This is a genomic window from Paraburkholderia sp. RL17-337-BIB-A, from assembly GCF_046025895.1.
Classification (GTDB): domain Bacteria; phylum Pseudomonadota; class Gammaproteobacteria; order Burkholderiales; family Burkholderiaceae; genus Paraburkholderia; species Paraburkholderia fungorum_C.
This window is the reverse complement of record NZ_JARESY010000003.1, coordinates 692448-708552: the sequence shown is the minus strand read 5'-3', so window position 1 is coordinate 708552 and position 16105 is coordinate 692448. Positions and strand designations below refer to the sequence as shown.

Annotated in this window: 13 protein-coding genes and 2 pseudogenes; 10 read left to right on the top strand and 5 right to left on the bottom strand. The window is 59.7% G+C overall.

Annotated features, from left to right (window positions below; all coding sequences use genetic code 11):
• The first annotated feature begins 131 nt into the window (after nucleotides 1–131).
• From P0D84_RS41220 to P0D84_RS41195, 6 genes are all read left to right on the top strand, one after another.
• Nucleotides 132–1267, top strand: a protein-coding gene (locus tag P0D84_RS41220; RefSeq protein WP_408346954.1) for an IS3 family transposase whose coding sequence is annotated in 2 segments (ribosomal slippage) — nucleotides 132–396 and nucleotides 396–1267 — 1137 coding nt in all. Because the reading frame shifts where the segments join, the coding sequence is not laid out codon by codon here.
• Between the two features lie 92 nt (nucleotides 1268–1359).
• Nucleotides 1360–1575, top strand: a complete 216-nt coding sequence (locus P0D84_RS41215; RefSeq protein WP_408348043.1) for a hypothetical protein — start codon at nucleotides 1360–1362, stop codon at nucleotides 1573–1575.
• A 32-nt stretch (nucleotides 1576–1607) separates the two neighbouring features.
• Nucleotides 1608–2327: an IS6 family transposase gene (locus P0D84_RS41210; protein WP_459252235.1), complete on the top strand. Its 720-nt coding sequence runs from the start codon at nucleotides 1608–1610 to the stop codon at nucleotides 2325–2327.
• 33 nt (nucleotides 2328–2360) lie between these two features.
• Nucleotides 2361–4175, top strand: a complete 1815-nt coding sequence (locus P0D84_RS41205) for a TonB-dependent receptor domain-containing protein (RefSeq protein ID WP_494478248.1) — start codon at nucleotides 2361–2363, stop codon at nucleotides 4173–4175.
• Nucleotide 4176: 1 nt separating this feature from the next.
• A complete protein-coding gene (locus P0D84_RS41200; protein WP_408348040.1) occupies nucleotides 4177–4704 on the top strand; it encodes a YfiR family protein in 528 nt (175 codons plus the stop codon).
• A complete protein-coding gene (locus P0D84_RS41195; protein WP_408348037.1) occupies nucleotides 4701–6632 on the top strand; it encodes a putative bifunctional diguanylate cyclase/phosphodiesterase in 1932 nt (643 codons plus the stop codon). Before P0D84_RS41200 ends, P0D84_RS41195 begins: the two co-directional genes overlap by 4 nt.
• A gap of 531 nt (nucleotides 6633–7163) precedes the next feature.
• On the opposite strand, the gene P0D84_RS41190 is transcribed toward P0D84_RS41195, so the two are convergent.
• Both P0D84_RS41190 and P0D84_RS41185 read right to left on the bottom strand, forming a co-directional pair.
• A complete protein-coding gene (locus tag P0D84_RS41190) occupies nucleotides 7164–7352 on the bottom strand; it encodes a hypothetical protein (RefSeq protein ID WP_408348034.1) in 189 nt (62 codons plus the stop codon).
• 455 nt (nucleotides 7353–7807) lie between these two features.
• Nucleotides 7808–8464: pseudogene (locus tag P0D84_RS41185) on the bottom strand (IS6 family transposase); the annotation flags it as partial.
• Between the two features lie 130 nt (nucleotides 8465–8594).
• Between P0D84_RS41185 and P0D84_RS41180 the strand changes: the two are divergent.
• The gene (locus P0D84_RS41180) at nucleotides 8595–9734 is read left to right on the top strand and encodes an IS110 family RNA-guided transposase (RefSeq protein ID WP_408348031.1); all 1140 of its coding nucleotides are present in this window, start codon (nucleotides 8595–8597) and stop codon (nucleotides 9732–9734) included.
• Nucleotides 9735–9997: 263 nt separating this feature from the next.
• On the opposite strand, the pseudogene P0D84_RS41175 reads toward P0D84_RS41180, so the two are convergent.
• From P0D84_RS41175 to P0D84_RS41165, 3 genes and pseudogenes are all read right to left on the bottom strand, one after another.
• A pseudogene (locus tag P0D84_RS41175) lies at nucleotides 9998–10072 on the bottom strand (IS6 family transposase); the annotation flags it as partial.
• A gap of 152 nt (nucleotides 10073–10224) precedes the next feature.
• Nucleotides 10225–11703, bottom strand: coding sequence for a group II intron reverse transcriptase/maturase (ltrA, locus tag P0D84_RS41170; protein ID WP_459252231.1), 1479 nt, complete (start codon nucleotides 11701–11703; stop codon nucleotides 10225–10227).
• Nucleotides 11704–12065: 362 nt separating this feature from the next.
• Complete coding sequence (locus P0D84_RS41165) at nucleotides 12066–12725, bottom strand: response regulator (RefSeq protein WP_408348028.1); 660 nt, start codon at nucleotides 12723–12725, stop codon at nucleotides 12066–12068.
• Nucleotides 12726–13000: 275 nt separating this feature from the next.
• Between P0D84_RS41165 and P0D84_RS41160 the strand changes: the two genes are divergently transcribed.
• From P0D84_RS41160 to hpnI, 3 genes are all read left to right on the top strand, one after another.
• Nucleotides 13001–13351, top strand: a complete 351-nt coding sequence (locus P0D84_RS41160; RefSeq protein WP_408348025.1) for a hypothetical protein — start codon at nucleotides 13001–13003, stop codon at nucleotides 13349–13351.
• Nucleotides 13352–13899: 548 nt separating this feature from the next.
• Nucleotides 13900–14364 carry a phosphatase PAP2 family protein gene (locus P0D84_RS41155; RefSeq protein ID WP_408348022.1) on the top strand — a complete coding sequence of 155 codons (465 nt, stop codon included), beginning with the start codon at nucleotides 13900–13902 and terminating at the stop codon, nucleotides 14362–14364.
• 275 nt (nucleotides 14365–14639) lie between these two features.
• Entirely contained in the window at nucleotides 14640–15848 is a 1209-nt protein-coding gene (hpnI, locus tag P0D84_RS41150; RefSeq protein ID WP_408348019.1) for a bacteriohopanetetrol glucosamine biosynthesis glycosyltransferase HpnI, read from the top strand.
• Nucleotides 15849–16105: the final 257 nt, after the last annotated feature.

Below are 16105 nucleotides of genomic sequence, written 5' to 3'. Positions count from 1 at the left end.
CCAGGTATGCACGGCGCATTTGTGAGGGACGGTTTTGGGGTGTTAGAGGTGGCCCCGGAAATCTGGACAGTCGGTTAGGTGGAATCGCTGGGTTCTGAGATAGGCATAATGCCTACAAAGGAAACCAGACGATGACGAAGAGAACCCGGCGCACGCACTCAGCGACGTTCAAGGCGAAGGTGGCACTGGCAGCGGTACGTGGCGAGCGCACACTGGCAGAATTGGCGCAGCAGTTTGAGGTTCATCCGAACCAGATCACGGAATGGAAGCGGCAGTTGCAAGACCGAGCGGCCGATGTGTTCGGCGCGGCGGGCGCGCCCGTCAATGAGCCGCCGGTGGATCTGAAGACGCTTCACGCAAAGATCGGCCAATTGGCGCTGGAGAATGATTTTTTGTCCGGCGCGCTCGGCAAGGCAGGCCTGCTGAGCGCAAAGAAATGATTGATCGTGCCCACCCCCTGCCGGTTTCCCGGCAGGTCAAGCTGGTCGGCATTAGCCGATCCTGTGCGTACTACGCGCCGAGCCCGGTCAGTGCCGCGGATCTGGCGCTCATGCGCCGCATCGACGAGTTGCACCTGGAGCATCCGTTTGCCGGCGCGCGCATGTTGATGCGCCTGCTCAAGCGAGAGGGCATAGTGGTCGGACGCAAACACGTCGGCACCTTGATGCGCAAAATGGGCATCGAGGCGCTGTATCGCAAACCGAACTTGAGCCGCAAACATCTGGCTCACAAGATCTGGCCGTACCTGCTGCGCGATCGGAAGATCGAGCGCAGCAACCAGGTGTACGCATTGGACACGACATACGTGCCTATGGCACACGGCTTCGTCTATCTCACTGCTGTGATCGATTGGGCCAGCCGCCGTGTTTTAGCGCACCGAGTCGCGATCACGATGGAGGCTGAGCATGCGGTAGCAGCGCTCGAAGAAGCATTCGCAAAATATGGATTGCCTGAGATCGTCAATACTGATCAAGGCAGCCAATTCACCAGTACGGTCTTCACCGACGCGGTCCTCTCGCGCGGAATCGCTTTGTCGATGGATGGCAAGGGAAGCTGGCGGGACAACGTTTTTATCGAACGACTGTGGCGCAGCGTGAAGTACGAAGAGATATATTTGAAGGCTTATGAGTCCGTCGGCCAGGCACGCAAGTCCATCGCTAACTACCTGACGTGGTACAACCAGCAAAGGCCTCATTCAAGTCTGTCGGACAAGACCCCGGATGAAGCTTACTTCGCGATGCTGCCCGCGATGAAAACGGCAGCGTGACCGCCCAGCGTTCCACTTAAAAATCGAAAAAACTGTCCGAACGAACGGGGCCACCTCTGTTGCCGGAACCTGTAGCGTCCCGGCACACGACGTTGTCCGGCTATCGCCTTGCATTTAAAGACGTGTTCGACGTGGCACAACTTTGTACGGGCGCAGGCAACCCCGCATGGGCCGAAGAACAATCAAGGGCGACGACAACGGCCGTTGCCGTGCGGGTCATCCTCGAACACGGCGCCCAATGGCTCGGCAAGACAGTCACTGACGAGCTGACCGGCTGTGGTGCAAATAGGAATGGCGAAATCGGTTAGAGTTGTCGAAGCAAACGAACTGATGGCCGGCGATGAGCAAGTTAAAGACTATGGATGTGTTGTTCGATGGACGACATTTCGATCGAGAGATCATCATTCTGTGCGTGCGCTGGTATCTTCGTTACAAGCTTAGCCTGCGTGATCTGGTGGAGATGATGGCCGAGCGGGGTTTGTCGCTGGCCCACACCACGATTCTGCGCTGGGTGAAGCGCTTTACACCGGAGTTCGTCAAGCGCTGGAACCGTTTTGGCACGCCGGCAGGGCGGTCATGGCGTGTTGACGAAACGTATCTTAAAATCCGTGGCAGGTGGGTCTATCTGTACCGGGCGGTGGACCGGGCCGGCCAGACAGTGGACTTCATGCTCCGCGCAAAGCGCGACGTGGCCGCGGCAAAAGGCTTTTTCGGCAAAGCCATCAAGCATCAGGGCCAAGCGCCGGAGACGATCACGCTCGATGGCTATGCTGCCTCGCATCGCGCGGTGCGCGAGATGAAGGCCGACGGCTTGCTGCCCGAGGACACAAAGGTCCGATCCTCGACGTACCTGAACAACCCGATAGAACAGGACCATCGCAACATCAAGTCCAGAACCAACGTGATGCTCGGCTTCAAACGGTTCAGGAGTGCCGCGGTCACGATTTCAGGCATCGAGTTGATTCATCGCATTCGCAAAGGTCAGTTCAACCTCGCAAAGCTCGGCCTCAGGGATACCATTGCGGCCTCAGTCTGGAATGCCGTCCTGTCTGCTCGATGAGGTATCCTACCTATTGAAGACCTCTCGACCAACTTGCCTATTTGCACCAGAGCCCTCACGGCCGAGGACATCCGGGATTTCGGCTGGCGAACGCTAGCCGATGCCCTGGCCTCCTTGCCCGGGCTTTACGTTAGCTCCGACCGGGATTACGCCTATCTCGGTGCGCGCGGCTTCCAGCGACCAGGCGACTACAACAGCCGGTTCCTGCTTCTGGTCGACGGCGTTCGCATGAATGATGCCGTGTACGACCAGGCCCCGATCGGTACGGATTTCCCGGTGGATATGGACATGGTCGAGCGTATCGAATACGTCCCAGGCCCGGGCTCTGCGGTGTATGGTTCGAACGCGCTGTTCGGCATCGTGAACGTGATTACCAAAACGGGAGAGACGCTCAAAGGTGCGCAAGTCGCGGTGGCCGCAGGCAGTTTCGGCCAAAAGCATGCGCGGGCAAGCTACGGCTGGCACGGCAGCAACGGCGCTGATGTGGTGCTCTCGGCCAGTTCCTACGCCCGGAGTGGACAGGATCTCTACTACCCCGAATTCGACACACCGGATCAAAACAACGGCGTCGCACAAGGCCTGGATTATGACCGCGCCCAGGACTTCCTTGCCAAATTCGCCTACGGCGACTTCGGGCTGAGCATGGGTTACGGCAATCGGACCAAGGGCGTGCCGAACGCTCCGTACGGCGCGATTTTCGACACGCCGTATAGCACTACCGACACGCACAGCTTTATCAACGGCTCGTTCTATCACTCGGTCAACGACGGGTTGCAGCTCGCGGCGCAACTGTACTGGGGACGCTACGACTACCGTAGCCCGAGCTTGTACGCGCCCGGCCCGGTGGAGAATATCGACGGTGACCACGCACTGTGGTATGGCGGAGACGTGCACGCGAGCCTGACATCCGTTCCGGAAAACAGACTGGTCTTCGGGATGGACTACACACGCGACGCCCAGCGCGACCAGTACAACTACAACGTCGACCCCTATCAGCTACTTTTGGACGACCAGCGCAGCAGCAATCGGGCAGGCGTCTATGCCGAAGATGAATTGCAGCTACCGGCGGGTTTTACGCTGAATGCCGGGCTTCGCTACGACCAGGAAACCGTCTCGGGCGGCAACGTCAGCCCGAGACTGGCGCTCTCATACAAGCTAACGTCCAAAGATACGTTCAAGCTCATCTATGGGCGAGCCTACCGGGCGCCCAACGCGTATGAGCTTTACTATGCGGTTCCGGGCGTGGGCGGACAACTGGCTAACCCGTCGCTCAAAGCCGAACATATCACCACCAACGAATTCATCTACGAGCGACAAATCGGAGCGTCAGGTCGCGCCACCCTTTCGCTGTTTCACTATGACATTCGCGACCTGATTTCAGAGACGACGGCTCCGTCCGGACTTTACATCTTTGAAAACCTGAATCGGGCGAACGCGAACGGGGCCGAACTGAGCTATGAACAGAAATTCTCAAGCGGCGCGAGGATACGCACGAGTTACTCATGGCAGATCGCTCGCGACAATCACTCCGGTGCGGTCCTTCAGAACTCGCCTCGAAACCTGCTCAAGCTGAACGTCGTGCTGCCCGTCTTCGCAAACGCCGCGCGGGTAGCCACGGAGCTTCAGTGCGTATCCAGTCGACTCGCGGAAGCGGGGCACGCGGCCGGCTATTGCCTCGGAAATGTGACCGTCGGAAGCTCACGCCTGATCAGGCATGCCGACGTGTCCTTTTCAATCTATAACGTCGCCAACGCGCGGTACACGGACCCCGCCGGCCCAGGCTTCACGCAGGAAGTCATCGCGCAGCAAAGCCGGGAATTCCTCCTCAAGCTGGTGTACGGGTTCTGAAATGTCGTCCGCCCGCACCTTCTGCCTCGCAGGCATACTCACTTTCTTCATCTGGGCGCTGATAAGCCTATCGGCTCATGCTCAGGTAGATGAGTCTGCGTTGAAGGCGGCTTATATCTTCAACTTCACCGAGTTCACCACCTGGCCGCCAGAAAGTTTGTCCGACGCAGCTCTCTTCGTCTGTGTGAACAAAGACAGTGACCTTGGTGGGGCACTCGCAAAACTTGATGGCAGAACCGTTGGCGGCCGTGCGTGGACCGTCATCCCGACGCCAACAAAGAACGGCCAGGGCAGATGCAATGTCATCGTGCTGGAAGAGGAGCAATCGTCTAATGCGGTGAAAGACGTTCTCTCGTCGGACCAGCCCATTCTGGTCATCAGCGACTCCGATGCCAGCGACCACACTGCTGTCATCCGTCTCTTCACTGACGAAGATCATCTCCGTTTCGACATAGAGAATCAGCAGGCGCTGCGTCGACACCTGTCGCTCAGCTCCAAGCTGCTTCGCCTTGCAAGGAATGTCTCATGACGTCCCACGACGAACAGGCACCAAGTCTTACGCGCGCCTTGGGACGCGTGAATATTGTCGGCATCGCAATCGCCCTGCTGATTTCCAGCGCAGGGCTGGTGGCCTACCAGGCGTTTTCGTTACGCGCCGCGCTCGCCGCGGACGCGCGTCTGCAGGCGGCGATGGTCTCGGCAAATATCCCAGCGTCGTTGATGTTTCACGATGTGCAGGCCACGAGCGAGATCCTTCATACACTCAGCAACGTGCCATACGTTGAGAGTGTTGCAGTGTTCAACGCGAAGGGGGGCGTCCATGCACGCTATTTCAGAGCGGGACTCTCTGCGTATGAGGCTAACGAAGCGACGCTTGCCAGCGCATTGAGACAGGAGCGCTTTTCCCTGAACGATGTCTTTGTCGCCAACCCCGTCGTCCACGACGGTCAGGCTCTGGGTACAGTTGTACTTGTGGCGAGTACCGAAGGCATGGTCCGCGAGCTTTGGCAATATGCCGGTTTTCTGATGGCGGCCTGCATATGCGCGCTCTGGGTATCGTCCGTCGTCACGTCACGCATGAAAGCGCGTGTCTTCGAGGCCGAGAAGGAACTCGAATATCTCGCGAATACAGACCCCCTGACAGACCTGCCAAACCGCCGGGCATTCTACGACGAATTGGCGACCCGCTTACGACCGGGGCGCGAGGACTGCGAGCATGTGACGCTGATCCTGATTGACCTTGATAACTTCAAGACTGTCAACGACACCTTGGGGCACGGCGCCGGAGACGAACTGCTCCGTTCCGTCGCAGTCGCGCTACGGGATGCAGTTCGCTCGACAGACGTCGTCAGCCGCATCGGAGGTGACGAATTTGCGGTGCTCGCGGTCGACGACGCAGACCGCACCGGAAGCCGTCACACTGCCGAACGCATCACCAGCATGCTGGCCAGACCGTTTGAACTGTCTGGCGGCAACGTTCTCGTCACGGCAAGCGTCGGGTTCAGTCGATTCCCTGACGATGCAACTGACGTTGCATCGCTCGTTAGCAGCGCGGACATCGCGTTGTATGCTGCTAAAAACAGCGGAAAGAATCTCGCCGTCGAGTTCAAGCCACAGATGACGAAGGACGCGCAGCGACGCGCACGGCTTGAGCGCGATCTGCGTGAAGCAATTGAGGGCGACGCGCTTGAGTTGGCCTATCAGCCGCAATACGACTGCCAAACGGGACGGCTGGTAGGCGCAGAGGCTCTCGCGCGGTGGACCCATCCATCGGAAGGCAATATTCCGCCAGCGGAATTCATCCCGATCGCGGAGAACAGCGATCTCATTGTTGCGCTTGGGAATTGGGTCATGCGGCGCGCCTGCCGCGATGCCGCCCGGTGGAACGTCCGCGCAGGTAATGCCATAAGCGTGTCCGTGAACGTCTCCGCGAGGCAGCTTCGAGAGCCCGGATTTCAGTCCGATGTTCTTGAGGCTCTAAGGGAAAGTGGCCTAGCCGCGTGCATGCTCGAACTCGAGCTTACCGAAAGCCTGCTCATGGCGAACATGGCCGTCGCGGTGAACGTAATGCGGCAACTGCGCACCCACGGTATCCGCCTGTCGATCGACGACTTTGGTACGGGCTATTCGTCACTGGCGTATCTGCAGTCCTTTCCACTAAACCAGCTCAAAATTGACCGAAGCTTCGTTAAGGCACTCCCGCATGCGGGGCAGCCGATCGTGACCGCCATTATCTCGATGGCGCACAGCTTTGGACTCGCGGTCGTTGCCGAAGGCGTTGAGTACCCTGCTCAACTCGCCTGGCTATGCGAGGCAGGATGTGATGTCGTTCAGGGCTTTCTGACGGGACGTCCGATGTCCTTCGCGAAAATGGAAGAGGCAATGCGCGCGAATGATGGAGCCGCCGTCGTTTCAGACAACCCTTCCTGCACCTCAGCCATGGCGTCCGGGCAGTAGAACAGCTTCTCGCCAGGCACGTGTGGTTGGCGCAGCGTGACCGGCAGCGACGCCGCCCAGCGCTCGTAATGCTTGCAGAACCAGCTGTAGCCGTAACCGTCGGGTTCCTGGGCCTTGTACTCGTCTTTTCGGGGAAAATTGGGGACTTTTTGAATGCGGAAGTAGCACTCGCGCACGTGGTGGCACAGCCTGCCGGCGCCTACAGGCGCGTGAGGATATGTCAGGTGAATAGCAGGGCGCGGACCACTGTCCGCGTGATTGGCAGCGGATTCCGGTCGGAACTACTGAGCCGGCGGCGCGGCGACGTCGAAGCAGACTGTCTGGCTCACGTCTGTTGCAATATGACAGCGCTACGCGGTCAACCCTGTACTAGGACTCGCGCAAGGGAGACTCCTTTCCGGTGGTCGTCGACTACGTCGGCGCTACACGCCCATACCGCCGCTCGGGGATGATGTCAGCGAGACATCGTTGAGGGATTGTGATCTCCAGCGGAGATCAGACGTTCAGCATACGTGGCGAAACGACTTTGAGTCAACGTTCCGCGATGTCCACAGTGACGATTTCATACTCGGGATCAGCGTGCTCGTTCGCCGCTTCTTCGGCTTCTTCACGCGAGAGAAAGCGTTTTGCTTCTTTTACCTCCGGCGCGAGCCCGATGTCACCGTCCTCCGCGCTGCAGAAAAATTTTTCGCCGGTTCTGACAACGTAAGCGCTGGTCATTCCAACCTCCGAGATCTTGGCGAGCTGATCTTGAGTCTAGCACCGCGGGGAAGCCGTAGCGTGGTCGGGGTGGCCAATCTTAACGGCACCGGCCGAAGTCGACCCACAAGGGACGGTCGATTGATCGAAAGCGGACGCTCGGTCATTTATGGCGTCGTCGACGAAGCGCGTGTTCGAATGAAAAATTCGGCTTCAAACAGCGTGACGCTCACCCGCCAGGAGTGCGCCTCCGCGAGGGCTATGGCGCACGAGCATACCTTTAGCCATCGCGAAAATCATCGCCGGTAAAAAGCTGCGCAATTCGAAGCATATCGAGTGGCTTCGCGAAATGCGCGTCAAACCCGGAATCGAGCGCCTTTTGCACGTCTTCGGGTTGAGCGTAGCCACTGATCGCAACGGCTCTGTCAGGTTGACGGGCGTAGAGTACCTGTGTGACCTACGCGTAGTTATCCTTATTAGATAACCTTATCGCCCGCGGCAGTGACAGTCCAATCATGCCATGTGGCGAAACGTTCCTTAAGTACGGCACGATGACATGCCGCGTTCATCCGATGTCTGGGCAACGCGAAGTGCTGCCGGATCGGGCCAAAGCATGAGAGAAACGCCTGCGTACGACGCGCCTCGCGAAAGCCGCACATCTGGCGTTCGCGCCTGCGGGTCGGCTGGTGGCTGTTCTCGGCACGGTTGTTCACACGTGCAGCCGCTTTGACGAAGACATGCTTCACATGAGCGAGCTCGGGAATGTCAGCCTTCGCCGCCGGATAGCTGCGCAGCTGGTCGGTAACGATCTTGCGCGGCACCGGGTTTGAACGCAACACCCTCCGGAAGAAGCGCTTTGCCGCAGCCTTGTCGCGCCGCTTCTGCACCAGCACGTCGAGTTCAGCGCCATGCTCATCGACCGCTCGCCACAACAGATACGGCTCACCGCGCAGCGTCACGAACATTTCGTCCAGATGCCATGTGCTGCCCGGCTTGCGCCGCGCCGCTTTCGCGCACTGAGCGAATCCAGCGCCGAACTTGTCGCACCAGCAACGAATCGTTTCGTACGTGACCACGACACCACGCTCAAGCAACAACTCCTCGATGTCGCGCAGGCTCAGGCTGAACCGGAAGGCAGTATGACTTTGCGTGAGGCAAGGGCTGGCCCGCCGTGGGGAAACTGAACGCGGGTTAGCATTGCTGTCAGAGCCGCACGGGCGTGGACTGGGCCATGCCCCGGCGATTTCCTCCACGGAGGCCAGCATGCGAAACGATAGCACGGTGTACGTTGGACTGGATCTTCACAAGGACTCGATCACGGTCGCCTACGCGATCGACGCGGGCGAGATCGAGCTGCTGGGCAAGACCGGTACGACCGGGGCCGACATCGATCGCCTGTGCACACGCCTGCAATCCAAGGCGCCGCACGTGCGCGTCGTGTACGAGGCAGGTCCATGTGGTTACGGGCTGTACCGTCAGCTCGTCCAGAAGGGCTTCGACTGCATGGTCTGCGCACCTTCACTGATCCCGCGCAAGCCGGGCGAGCGCGTAAAGACCGACCGGCGTGATGCCATCAAGCTGGCGCGCTCGCTGCGCGCCGACGACCTGTCGGCCGTGTACGTGCCCGGCATTGAAGACGAGGCATTCCGGGATCTCGCCCGCGCGTGGGCGGCTGCCCGCGAGGATCTGCGACGTGCACGGCATCGACTGAAGTCGTTCCTGCTCGCGCATGGCGTCCGTTATACCGGTAGCGCAAACTGGGGCGAGGCGCACCGTCGCTGGCTGGGCCGCTGTTCGTTTCCCAGCGCCTGGCAGCACCTTGCCTTTGACGAACACCGGCGCACGATCGAGGACCGGCTTGCGCAGTGCGCCCGTCTCGAAACAGCCGTACGCGAAGCGGTGATCTCCTGGCGCTTCTATCCGGTAGTGCTGGCCCTGCAGGCCATGCGGGGCGTCCAGTTCGTTACCGCCGTCGGGATGATTTCAGAAGTGGGCGACCTGTCCCGCTTCGAACACCCGCGTCAGCTGATGGCCTGGCTCGGCGTAACGCCATCCGAGCATTCATCGGGAGGCAAACGCCGCCAGGGCAGCATTACCAAAACCGGCAACAGCTACGCCCGAAGACTGCTGGTCGAAGCGGCCTGGAGTTACCGCCATCCTGCCCGCGTCAGTCCGGAAATCCAGGCCCGTCTCGAAGGTCTGCCCAAGGCCATCATCGACCGCGCCTGGGACGCCCAGGTGCGGCTGTGCCGACGATTCCGCCGGCTGACCGCGCGAGGCAAGCCCATCAACATCACGGTCGTGGCTATTGCCCGCGAACTGGCGGCGTTCATCTGGGACATCAGTCGACTGGCCATGGCGCTTGCAATACCTCGCAGCAAACCGCCCGCGGCCTGTGTGTGATTTCCCGAACAACGGAAGGAGTTTCCTGAAGGCGGCGCAGCCCGGCATCCGAGCAACCCGCGATGGTATTACGCAACGGGCATCACCAACTTGCGGCGGAAGTTAGCGGCAGGCTCATGAGGCGGACCTCTGTAATGCGGTATCCAACCCGCGGATGTCAGTGTGATCCACCGTCGAGACTTACTGCTGCGCCGCCCTCAGGAAATTCATGCGTCGATGCAACCTGGAAACCAATTTCGCGATTGACACGCAAAGTCATATCAATACCAGCGCACAGCGCAACTGATGACCTCGGCTGGGAAACGGTGACCGTGATAAAGGGATTTTCTCTTCTTCATCACGGCATTTTACCGCCGCCTCAGCATCAACCTGACAGAGCCCCAAACACCAGCACCATCAGGCGACATCGTACCGATGATCGCGGTAGGGATGCCCGTTACCGGGCACCCCCCGCACAGATCCGTACGTGCCCAATTCGGGCATACGGCTCCTACCTCGGGTGCTTGACGGCAAATCGCTGGTTCGGCCACGGGTGAAGTATGCGAGGATGCGGGAGCCATGCGTCTGCGATGTGCGTCATCCGCGTCCATGACGTGCGGTCTTTCTGACTACGCCGCCGTAGCGCGCGCATCCAGAGGGATCGGACGTGGTGGCGAAAAGCACAAAGCGCGCGGAAGTTCGTGGGCACCGCATGATATGCGAAGTACCCCTGAACGACCTGTTTGAGCCACTTCCCTTGCTCTGGAATTGACTCGTGCATACGCCGACGGAGTGCGTCCTTGATCTGTCTGAGCTTCGCCCGCATGCGATCTCCGCGAGTCTTCCGCTGTAGCTGGAAGGCGCCGCGGCGTGAACGCCCGCAGATGAAGATGAAGCCCAGAAAGGTGAACGTCTCTGGCCGACCAAGACCCTGATGCTTTCGCCTGTGCGCTGCATAGCGCCCAAACTCCAGCAGTCTCGTCTTGTCCGGGTGCAGCGCAAGCTCGAACTTCGCCAACCTCGCTCGCATCGCGTCCCAGAAGCGCCTCGCGTCTGCTTCGTGTTCGAAACCGACCACGATATCATCCGCGTACCGCGAGATGATTACGTTGCCTTTGGCTTCTCGCCGTCGCCACTGCTGCGCCCAGAGATCAAACACGTAGTGCAGGTACACGTTCGCGAGCAGCGGCGAGGCCACTGCCCCTTGCGGTGTACCGGTTTCACTGACGCTAAGCTCTCCATCCTCCAGAACGCCCGCCTTGAGCCACTTGCGCACAAGGCGGATGATGCGCTGATCGCCGATCCGGTTCTCCAGAAAACGGACTAGCCATTCCTGGCTCAGTCCGTCAAAGAAGTTCCGAATATCGGCGTCCAGTATCCAGTTCACCGAGGTGCGATCGATGGCGGTTGACAACGCATCCATCGCATCATGTTGACTGCGCCCGGGCCGAAACCCGTACGAGAAGCCAAGAAAATCTTCTTCGTAGATAGCGTTGAGAACTTCAACCACCGCGCGCTGGACGATTTTATCCTCCAGCGCGGCAATTCCCAGCGGGCGCTGTTTGCCATCCGGCTTGGGTATGTACTGCCGCCGAACGGGCAACGCCCGGTACGCGCCGCTCTGTACCTGTGCGTGCAGGCGCTGGAGATTCTCCTCCAGCGCCGCCTCGAAGTACTGCCATGTCATACCGTCCACACCCGGAGCCGCCATGCGCTTAAGCGCACGGAATGACTCCCGCAGCCGGTCGATAGTGACATAGTGCAGCAACGCAGTGAACCGCTCCTTCTTCCGCTGCCTTGCTGCCTGCCGTACACGTTCCAGCCCGTGTGACACGCTTTCCCGGTTCTGTGCCCGGCACGTGTTGGACTGACCCGTGCTCCCCTTGGTCCCCGCCCTTGGCTCCGCCCACTCCGCAGCCGGTTTCCCGGCGTTGTTCGCAGGCTTCGTCGCTACTACGGCGGAGTCTGACTTCTCACGTCCGTCCATCATCGGCTACGGCTCCTCGCCTTCCCGATGCGGACCTGCCCGTGCTGCGACAGGCCAGACGAGAGATCTCCCGGTTCCCGCACAAGGATCGTCCGTGCATGCCAGGGTCTGCGACCGCGCCAAGTCGTCGAGGCACTTGCGATGGCGCGCCCCTCCGTGTTGCCTTCCGCCAAATGGACGACGTCGGCACCTGAGACGTTAAAGATATCGCGGCTCAATGGCTGGCCTGCACGCTCCCCTACCGACGCTTCGCCGACACCCTCGCGGGCGCCTGCGCACGGCTCGGGGCCGATGTGGTTCGCTACACCTTCATCGTAATGGACTTTCACCATCTACTCCTTGCCGGTCTCCCGGCGCACCCATTATCATTTCTTGTCCATAAGGTAGCCAATCCCCCGGACTGTCCTGATCAGATCCGCACCAAGCTTTTTGCGCAGGTTGGAGACATGCACCTCAATCGCGTTGCTCTCTATCTCCTCCTGCCATCGATATACACTCTCCTCAAGACGCGATTTCGACTGTGGGACGCCCTGATGGGAAAGCAACTGGAGTAACACCGCCCACTCGCGAGCGGTCAACGGAACGCGCGCACCATCACGCAGGACAGTTTTTGAAGCTGCGTCGACAACGATATCGTGATACCGCATGACTTCGACGCTACGTCCCTGTGACCGGCGCAACAGTGCGCGGCAGCGGGCTACGAGTTCAGAGAGATCGAAAGGCTTGCCGAGATAATCGTCAGCGCCTGCTTCTAACGTGCCGACCCGATCGACCACATTGCCCCTCGCGGTGAGCACGAGGACGGGCACATCGTTTGCGCAATCCCGTAACCATGCCAGGATTTCTGCGCCCGACATCTTGGGAAGGCCGAGATCGAGAACGACCAGAGCATATTTCGTGGTACCCAAAGCAAGTTGCGCCTCCCGGCCGTCGCGCGCCCAGTCAACAGTGAATGCCGCCTGACGAAGTCCTGCTTCAACACCGTTACCAATCAGATCGTCGTCTTCAACAAGGAGAGTGCGCATAAGAGGGGGTACCCCAAGGTATCGTCATCGACGGCGTCTTTCACTTTCATTGTTTGTCTGCCGGCCAATACGAGTTTAGCGGCCTTTCTCGGTTTGATGCACGTTACGCTGATTTGGTTAAGGTTTCCTTCAGGACCGCGGGGTAGCATCTGCGAAAGAGTTTGTTACTGTAGAAGGGCACATAGAGTTGGAGCGCCGCGCTGCCGCTGCGCGATAGGTGAAGGCCTGCGGAAGCGTCTTCGAGATTGTTGACATTGACATCGTTGGACAGCCTTATGAAACCGTCCACCGTGGACATGCTTCGAGCGTATCTGATGACAGCGTCACTGGCGTCTGTCTTCATCGTGGCGCTCGCGCTGGCCGCGCTCGCGGTGTTCGGTTTATCCGACGAGACCTTTCAAACTCCCGTCTTTCGGACCGGTGCTGTTACAGCCATCATCTGCCTGGTGCTGCTAACCAAAAAGGCGGCCAGACTCGCGTTCCACTCAGCAGTCGCCGATCGCCACGTCACCCCCATCGGCCCAATGGGTCACAGCATCTCCGTCTCACGTGAGTGTCCAGGACGTCAGCTTGTCATCCTGCACCTGAGATTCAGTCGCAGACTGTCTGATTTGGTGGATTACTAGTAGGGTGCGTGACAGATTTATTTAATACCGTCGAACTTTGCAATTCGTTGCAAGCGCGTAGTCCGTGCAGCGATCGCAGGGAACCGGCTAGATGCAATTTGGAGTGTTCCCGACCGATGTGAAATGACCTCGGCCCTCTGTGGCCCAGACGGTCGAGCACGCGCAAATGGATAAGCTGACCGCGAGAGCGCTGAGAGGCTTCACGCCGAATCGAGCGATGAGATCTGCGCACGAAGCCTGAACTGCAATCGACGCCGGTCATTCCGAATTCTTAGGTTCGGTCAATCCTTGCAGCCCATCAAGCAACATCCAGGGTCCGTGTGCAAGTTCATAGTCTGCCGGGAGGCGTTATGCGCTGCCTTCGAGCACTTTTGCCACGCCGGCATTTGACCGGCAATATCAAATGCTGCATTGCAGCCGCAGTTCTAGGAGTCGTGTGTGCGGGAGCACGTGCTGGCGGTGGTCCACTGGGAATCGACCATGAATGGGCGCTGGACCAGAGCGGCATATGGGCCCGCGGGTATCAGCTTGGACTCGAATACGGTGTGGTGGCCGTCGAACTGGGCGGGGCGCTTTGGCTCGGGAACGACAATGAACTCGGCCATACGTTCTGGCAAGCGATGGACGCGTCAGCGATATCTGCCGTCGCGGCGCAGGGCCTGAAATACACATTTGGCCGTCCTCGGCCCAATAGTGGACAGGGACCGAACCGCTGGTTTCAGGGAACCTGCTGTCAAAGCTTTCCCAGCGGTGAGGTCACCTTGCAGGCGAGTTTCGTGACGCCATTCATTGTCAACTATGGCCGTCGGGATCCGTGGGTCTGGGCGCTGGAAGTCCTTCCTGCCTACGACGCCGTCGCGCGAATGAAGAGCCAGGCGCACTGGCAGACCGACGTCCTCGCCGGTTGGGCGCTGGGTACAGCGGTCGGCTATTGGACCACAAGGTGGGATACGCCGGTATTCGTTCAGTTGCTTCCGCGGGGTTTCAGCATCGGCTTTTCCAAGCGGTTCTGACATCGCCCATGTATCTGCGCCCCGGCCATCGACGCACGAGAATTGAGCTTGAGATCCTGTTTGTAATTGAAGGGAAGGTCGGCACGCAACCTCGCGCAATAGTGTTGCTTGCGTGTGGAATTGCTGGCGAATGCTTCGCTCCGGTGCTGCGGCAAATCGATGCCGCCCGGGTGGGCGAAATATGGGAGTATGAACGTGCGAATTAGCGTCCCGGCAATAGTTCCATTGGTCAGTTCAACGCCCAAAGTGCCACAGCCCACAGGAGGCGGAAAGCAATGACGGTACATTCGCTTCATATATTTGAGTGGCCGCTGGTTCTGCTGTGCTCTGTTGCTACAATCTACGCGGGCATAGCCGCCGTTGCGATGCCTTTTTTTAGCAAGCGCACCTGTGCCCGGCAGCCAGGCTGGTCCTCCGTTAGCGTGCTTAAGCCGTTGTGCGGGATTGAGCCGCGTCTGTATGAAAACCTCGTGACGTTCTGCGAGCAGGCGCATCCGTGCTTCCAGTTGCTATTCGGCGTGTCTTCGCCGGTTGATCCGGCCATCGCGGTGGTGCGGCGTTTGCAGGCCGCCTATTCGCATCGCGACATTGAACTGGTCGTCGACTCGCGCGTGCACGGCAGCAACCTGAAGGTCAGCAACCTGATCAATATGCTCGAGAGGGCACGGCATGCTATCGTCGTCCTGGCCGATAGCGACATTGCCGTCAAACCGGATTACCTTGATACCGTGACCGCACCGCTCGCCGACCCCGACATCGGCGTCGTGACCTGCCTGTATCGCGCGCAGAGCGTCGGCGGTTTCTGGCCGCGCGTCGGGGCACTCTTTATCAACGAATGGTTCGCGCCGTCGGTGCGCGTCGCGCACGCGGGAGGCTCGCGCCGCTTCGGCTTTGGCGCGACGCTGGCGCTGCGCCGTTCCACACTTGAAGGGATTGGCGGCTTCGAGGCGCTGAAAGACTGCCTTGCCGACGACTACTGGCTGGCCGAGCACGCGCGGACTCTTGGGTTCAATACCGTGTTGTCGCCCGTGATGGTCGACACGGACGTGATCGAACCGACCTTCACCACGTTGTGGCTGCGCGAGATGCGCTGGCTGCGTACGATCCGCTCAGTGAATCCGTCTGGCTTCGCGTTCCTGTTCATCACCTTCACGTCCCCCTGGCTGGTGATCGGCTCGGCGCTGCTGCTCGGGATGAGCAACGGCGATGGCGCCACTGCACATCCTTTCATGTTGTTAACGCTGTCGACTAGCACGGTTACGGGTGTCAGTGCGCGCATTCTGTTGCATGCGCGCAGCGCCCGCTATTCGAGCAGCTTCTGGCGCGACCTGCCGCTCGTGCCATTGCGCGACACCTTGCTGGCGCTGCAGTGGTTGAGCGCGGCGTTCGGCTCGCACGTCGTGTGGCGCGGGGCGCGGATGCCGGTAGTCAATCGCGTGACGCGGCCACGCACGTCGATCGTGGAGATTTCTGATCGCGGGTGAGGTTGCCACGCATCGGACATGTCCGCGCGCTTTCGCGCCGTTGCAGCATCATTCATTCAATTGGTTGCAGGATCCAAAGCACGTCGCACAGCGTCTCTGTCGTGTGTCTCACGATCGACTGCGTCGCGCGTCAGACTCAGTAACACTGTATGTCGTGTCGGTAACCAGTCACTTGCTCCTACGTTGTATGGTTGTCGATTGATTTCGCGAACGGAAACGTTCAACTGAGGCTCGGGTGCATCGGAGCGGGTGCTCGT

Bases quoted from the DNA above. Each gene is read 5' to 3' on its own strand.
- P0D84_RS41210 (WP_459252235.1), top strand. From the start codon at position 1,608: ATGAGCAAGTTAAAGACTATGGATGTGTTGTTCGATGGACGACATTTC.
- P0D84_RS41200 (WP_408348040.1), top strand. From the start codon at position 4,177: ATGTCGTCCGCCCGCACCTTCTGCCTCGCAGGCATACTCACTTTCTTC.
- P0D84_RS41195 (WP_408348037.1), top strand. From the start codon at position 4,701: ATGACGTCCCACGACGAACAGGCACCAAGTCTTACGCGCGCCTTGGGA.
- P0D84_RS41190 (WP_408348034.1), bottom strand. From the start codon at position 7,352: ATGACCAGCGCTTACGTTGTCAGAACCGGCGAAAAATTTTTCTGCAGC.
- P0D84_RS41180 (WP_408348031.1), top strand. From the start codon at position 8,595: ATGCGAAACGATAGCACGGTGTACGTTGGACTGGATCTTCACAAGGAC.
- ltrA (WP_459252231.1), bottom strand. From the start codon at position 11,703: ATGATGGACGGACGTGAGAAGTCAGACTCCGCCGTAGTAGCGACGAAG.
- P0D84_RS41165 (WP_408348028.1), bottom strand. From the start codon at position 12,725: ATGCGCACTCTCCTTGTTGAAGACGACGATCTGATTGGTAACGGTGTT.
- P0D84_RS41160 (WP_408348025.1), top strand. From the start codon at position 13,001: ATGAAACCGTCCACCGTGGACATGCTTCGAGCGTATCTGATGACAGCG.
- hpnI (WP_408348019.1), top strand. From the start codon at position 14,640: ATGACGGTACATTCGCTTCATATATTTGAGTGGCCGCTGGTTCTGCTG.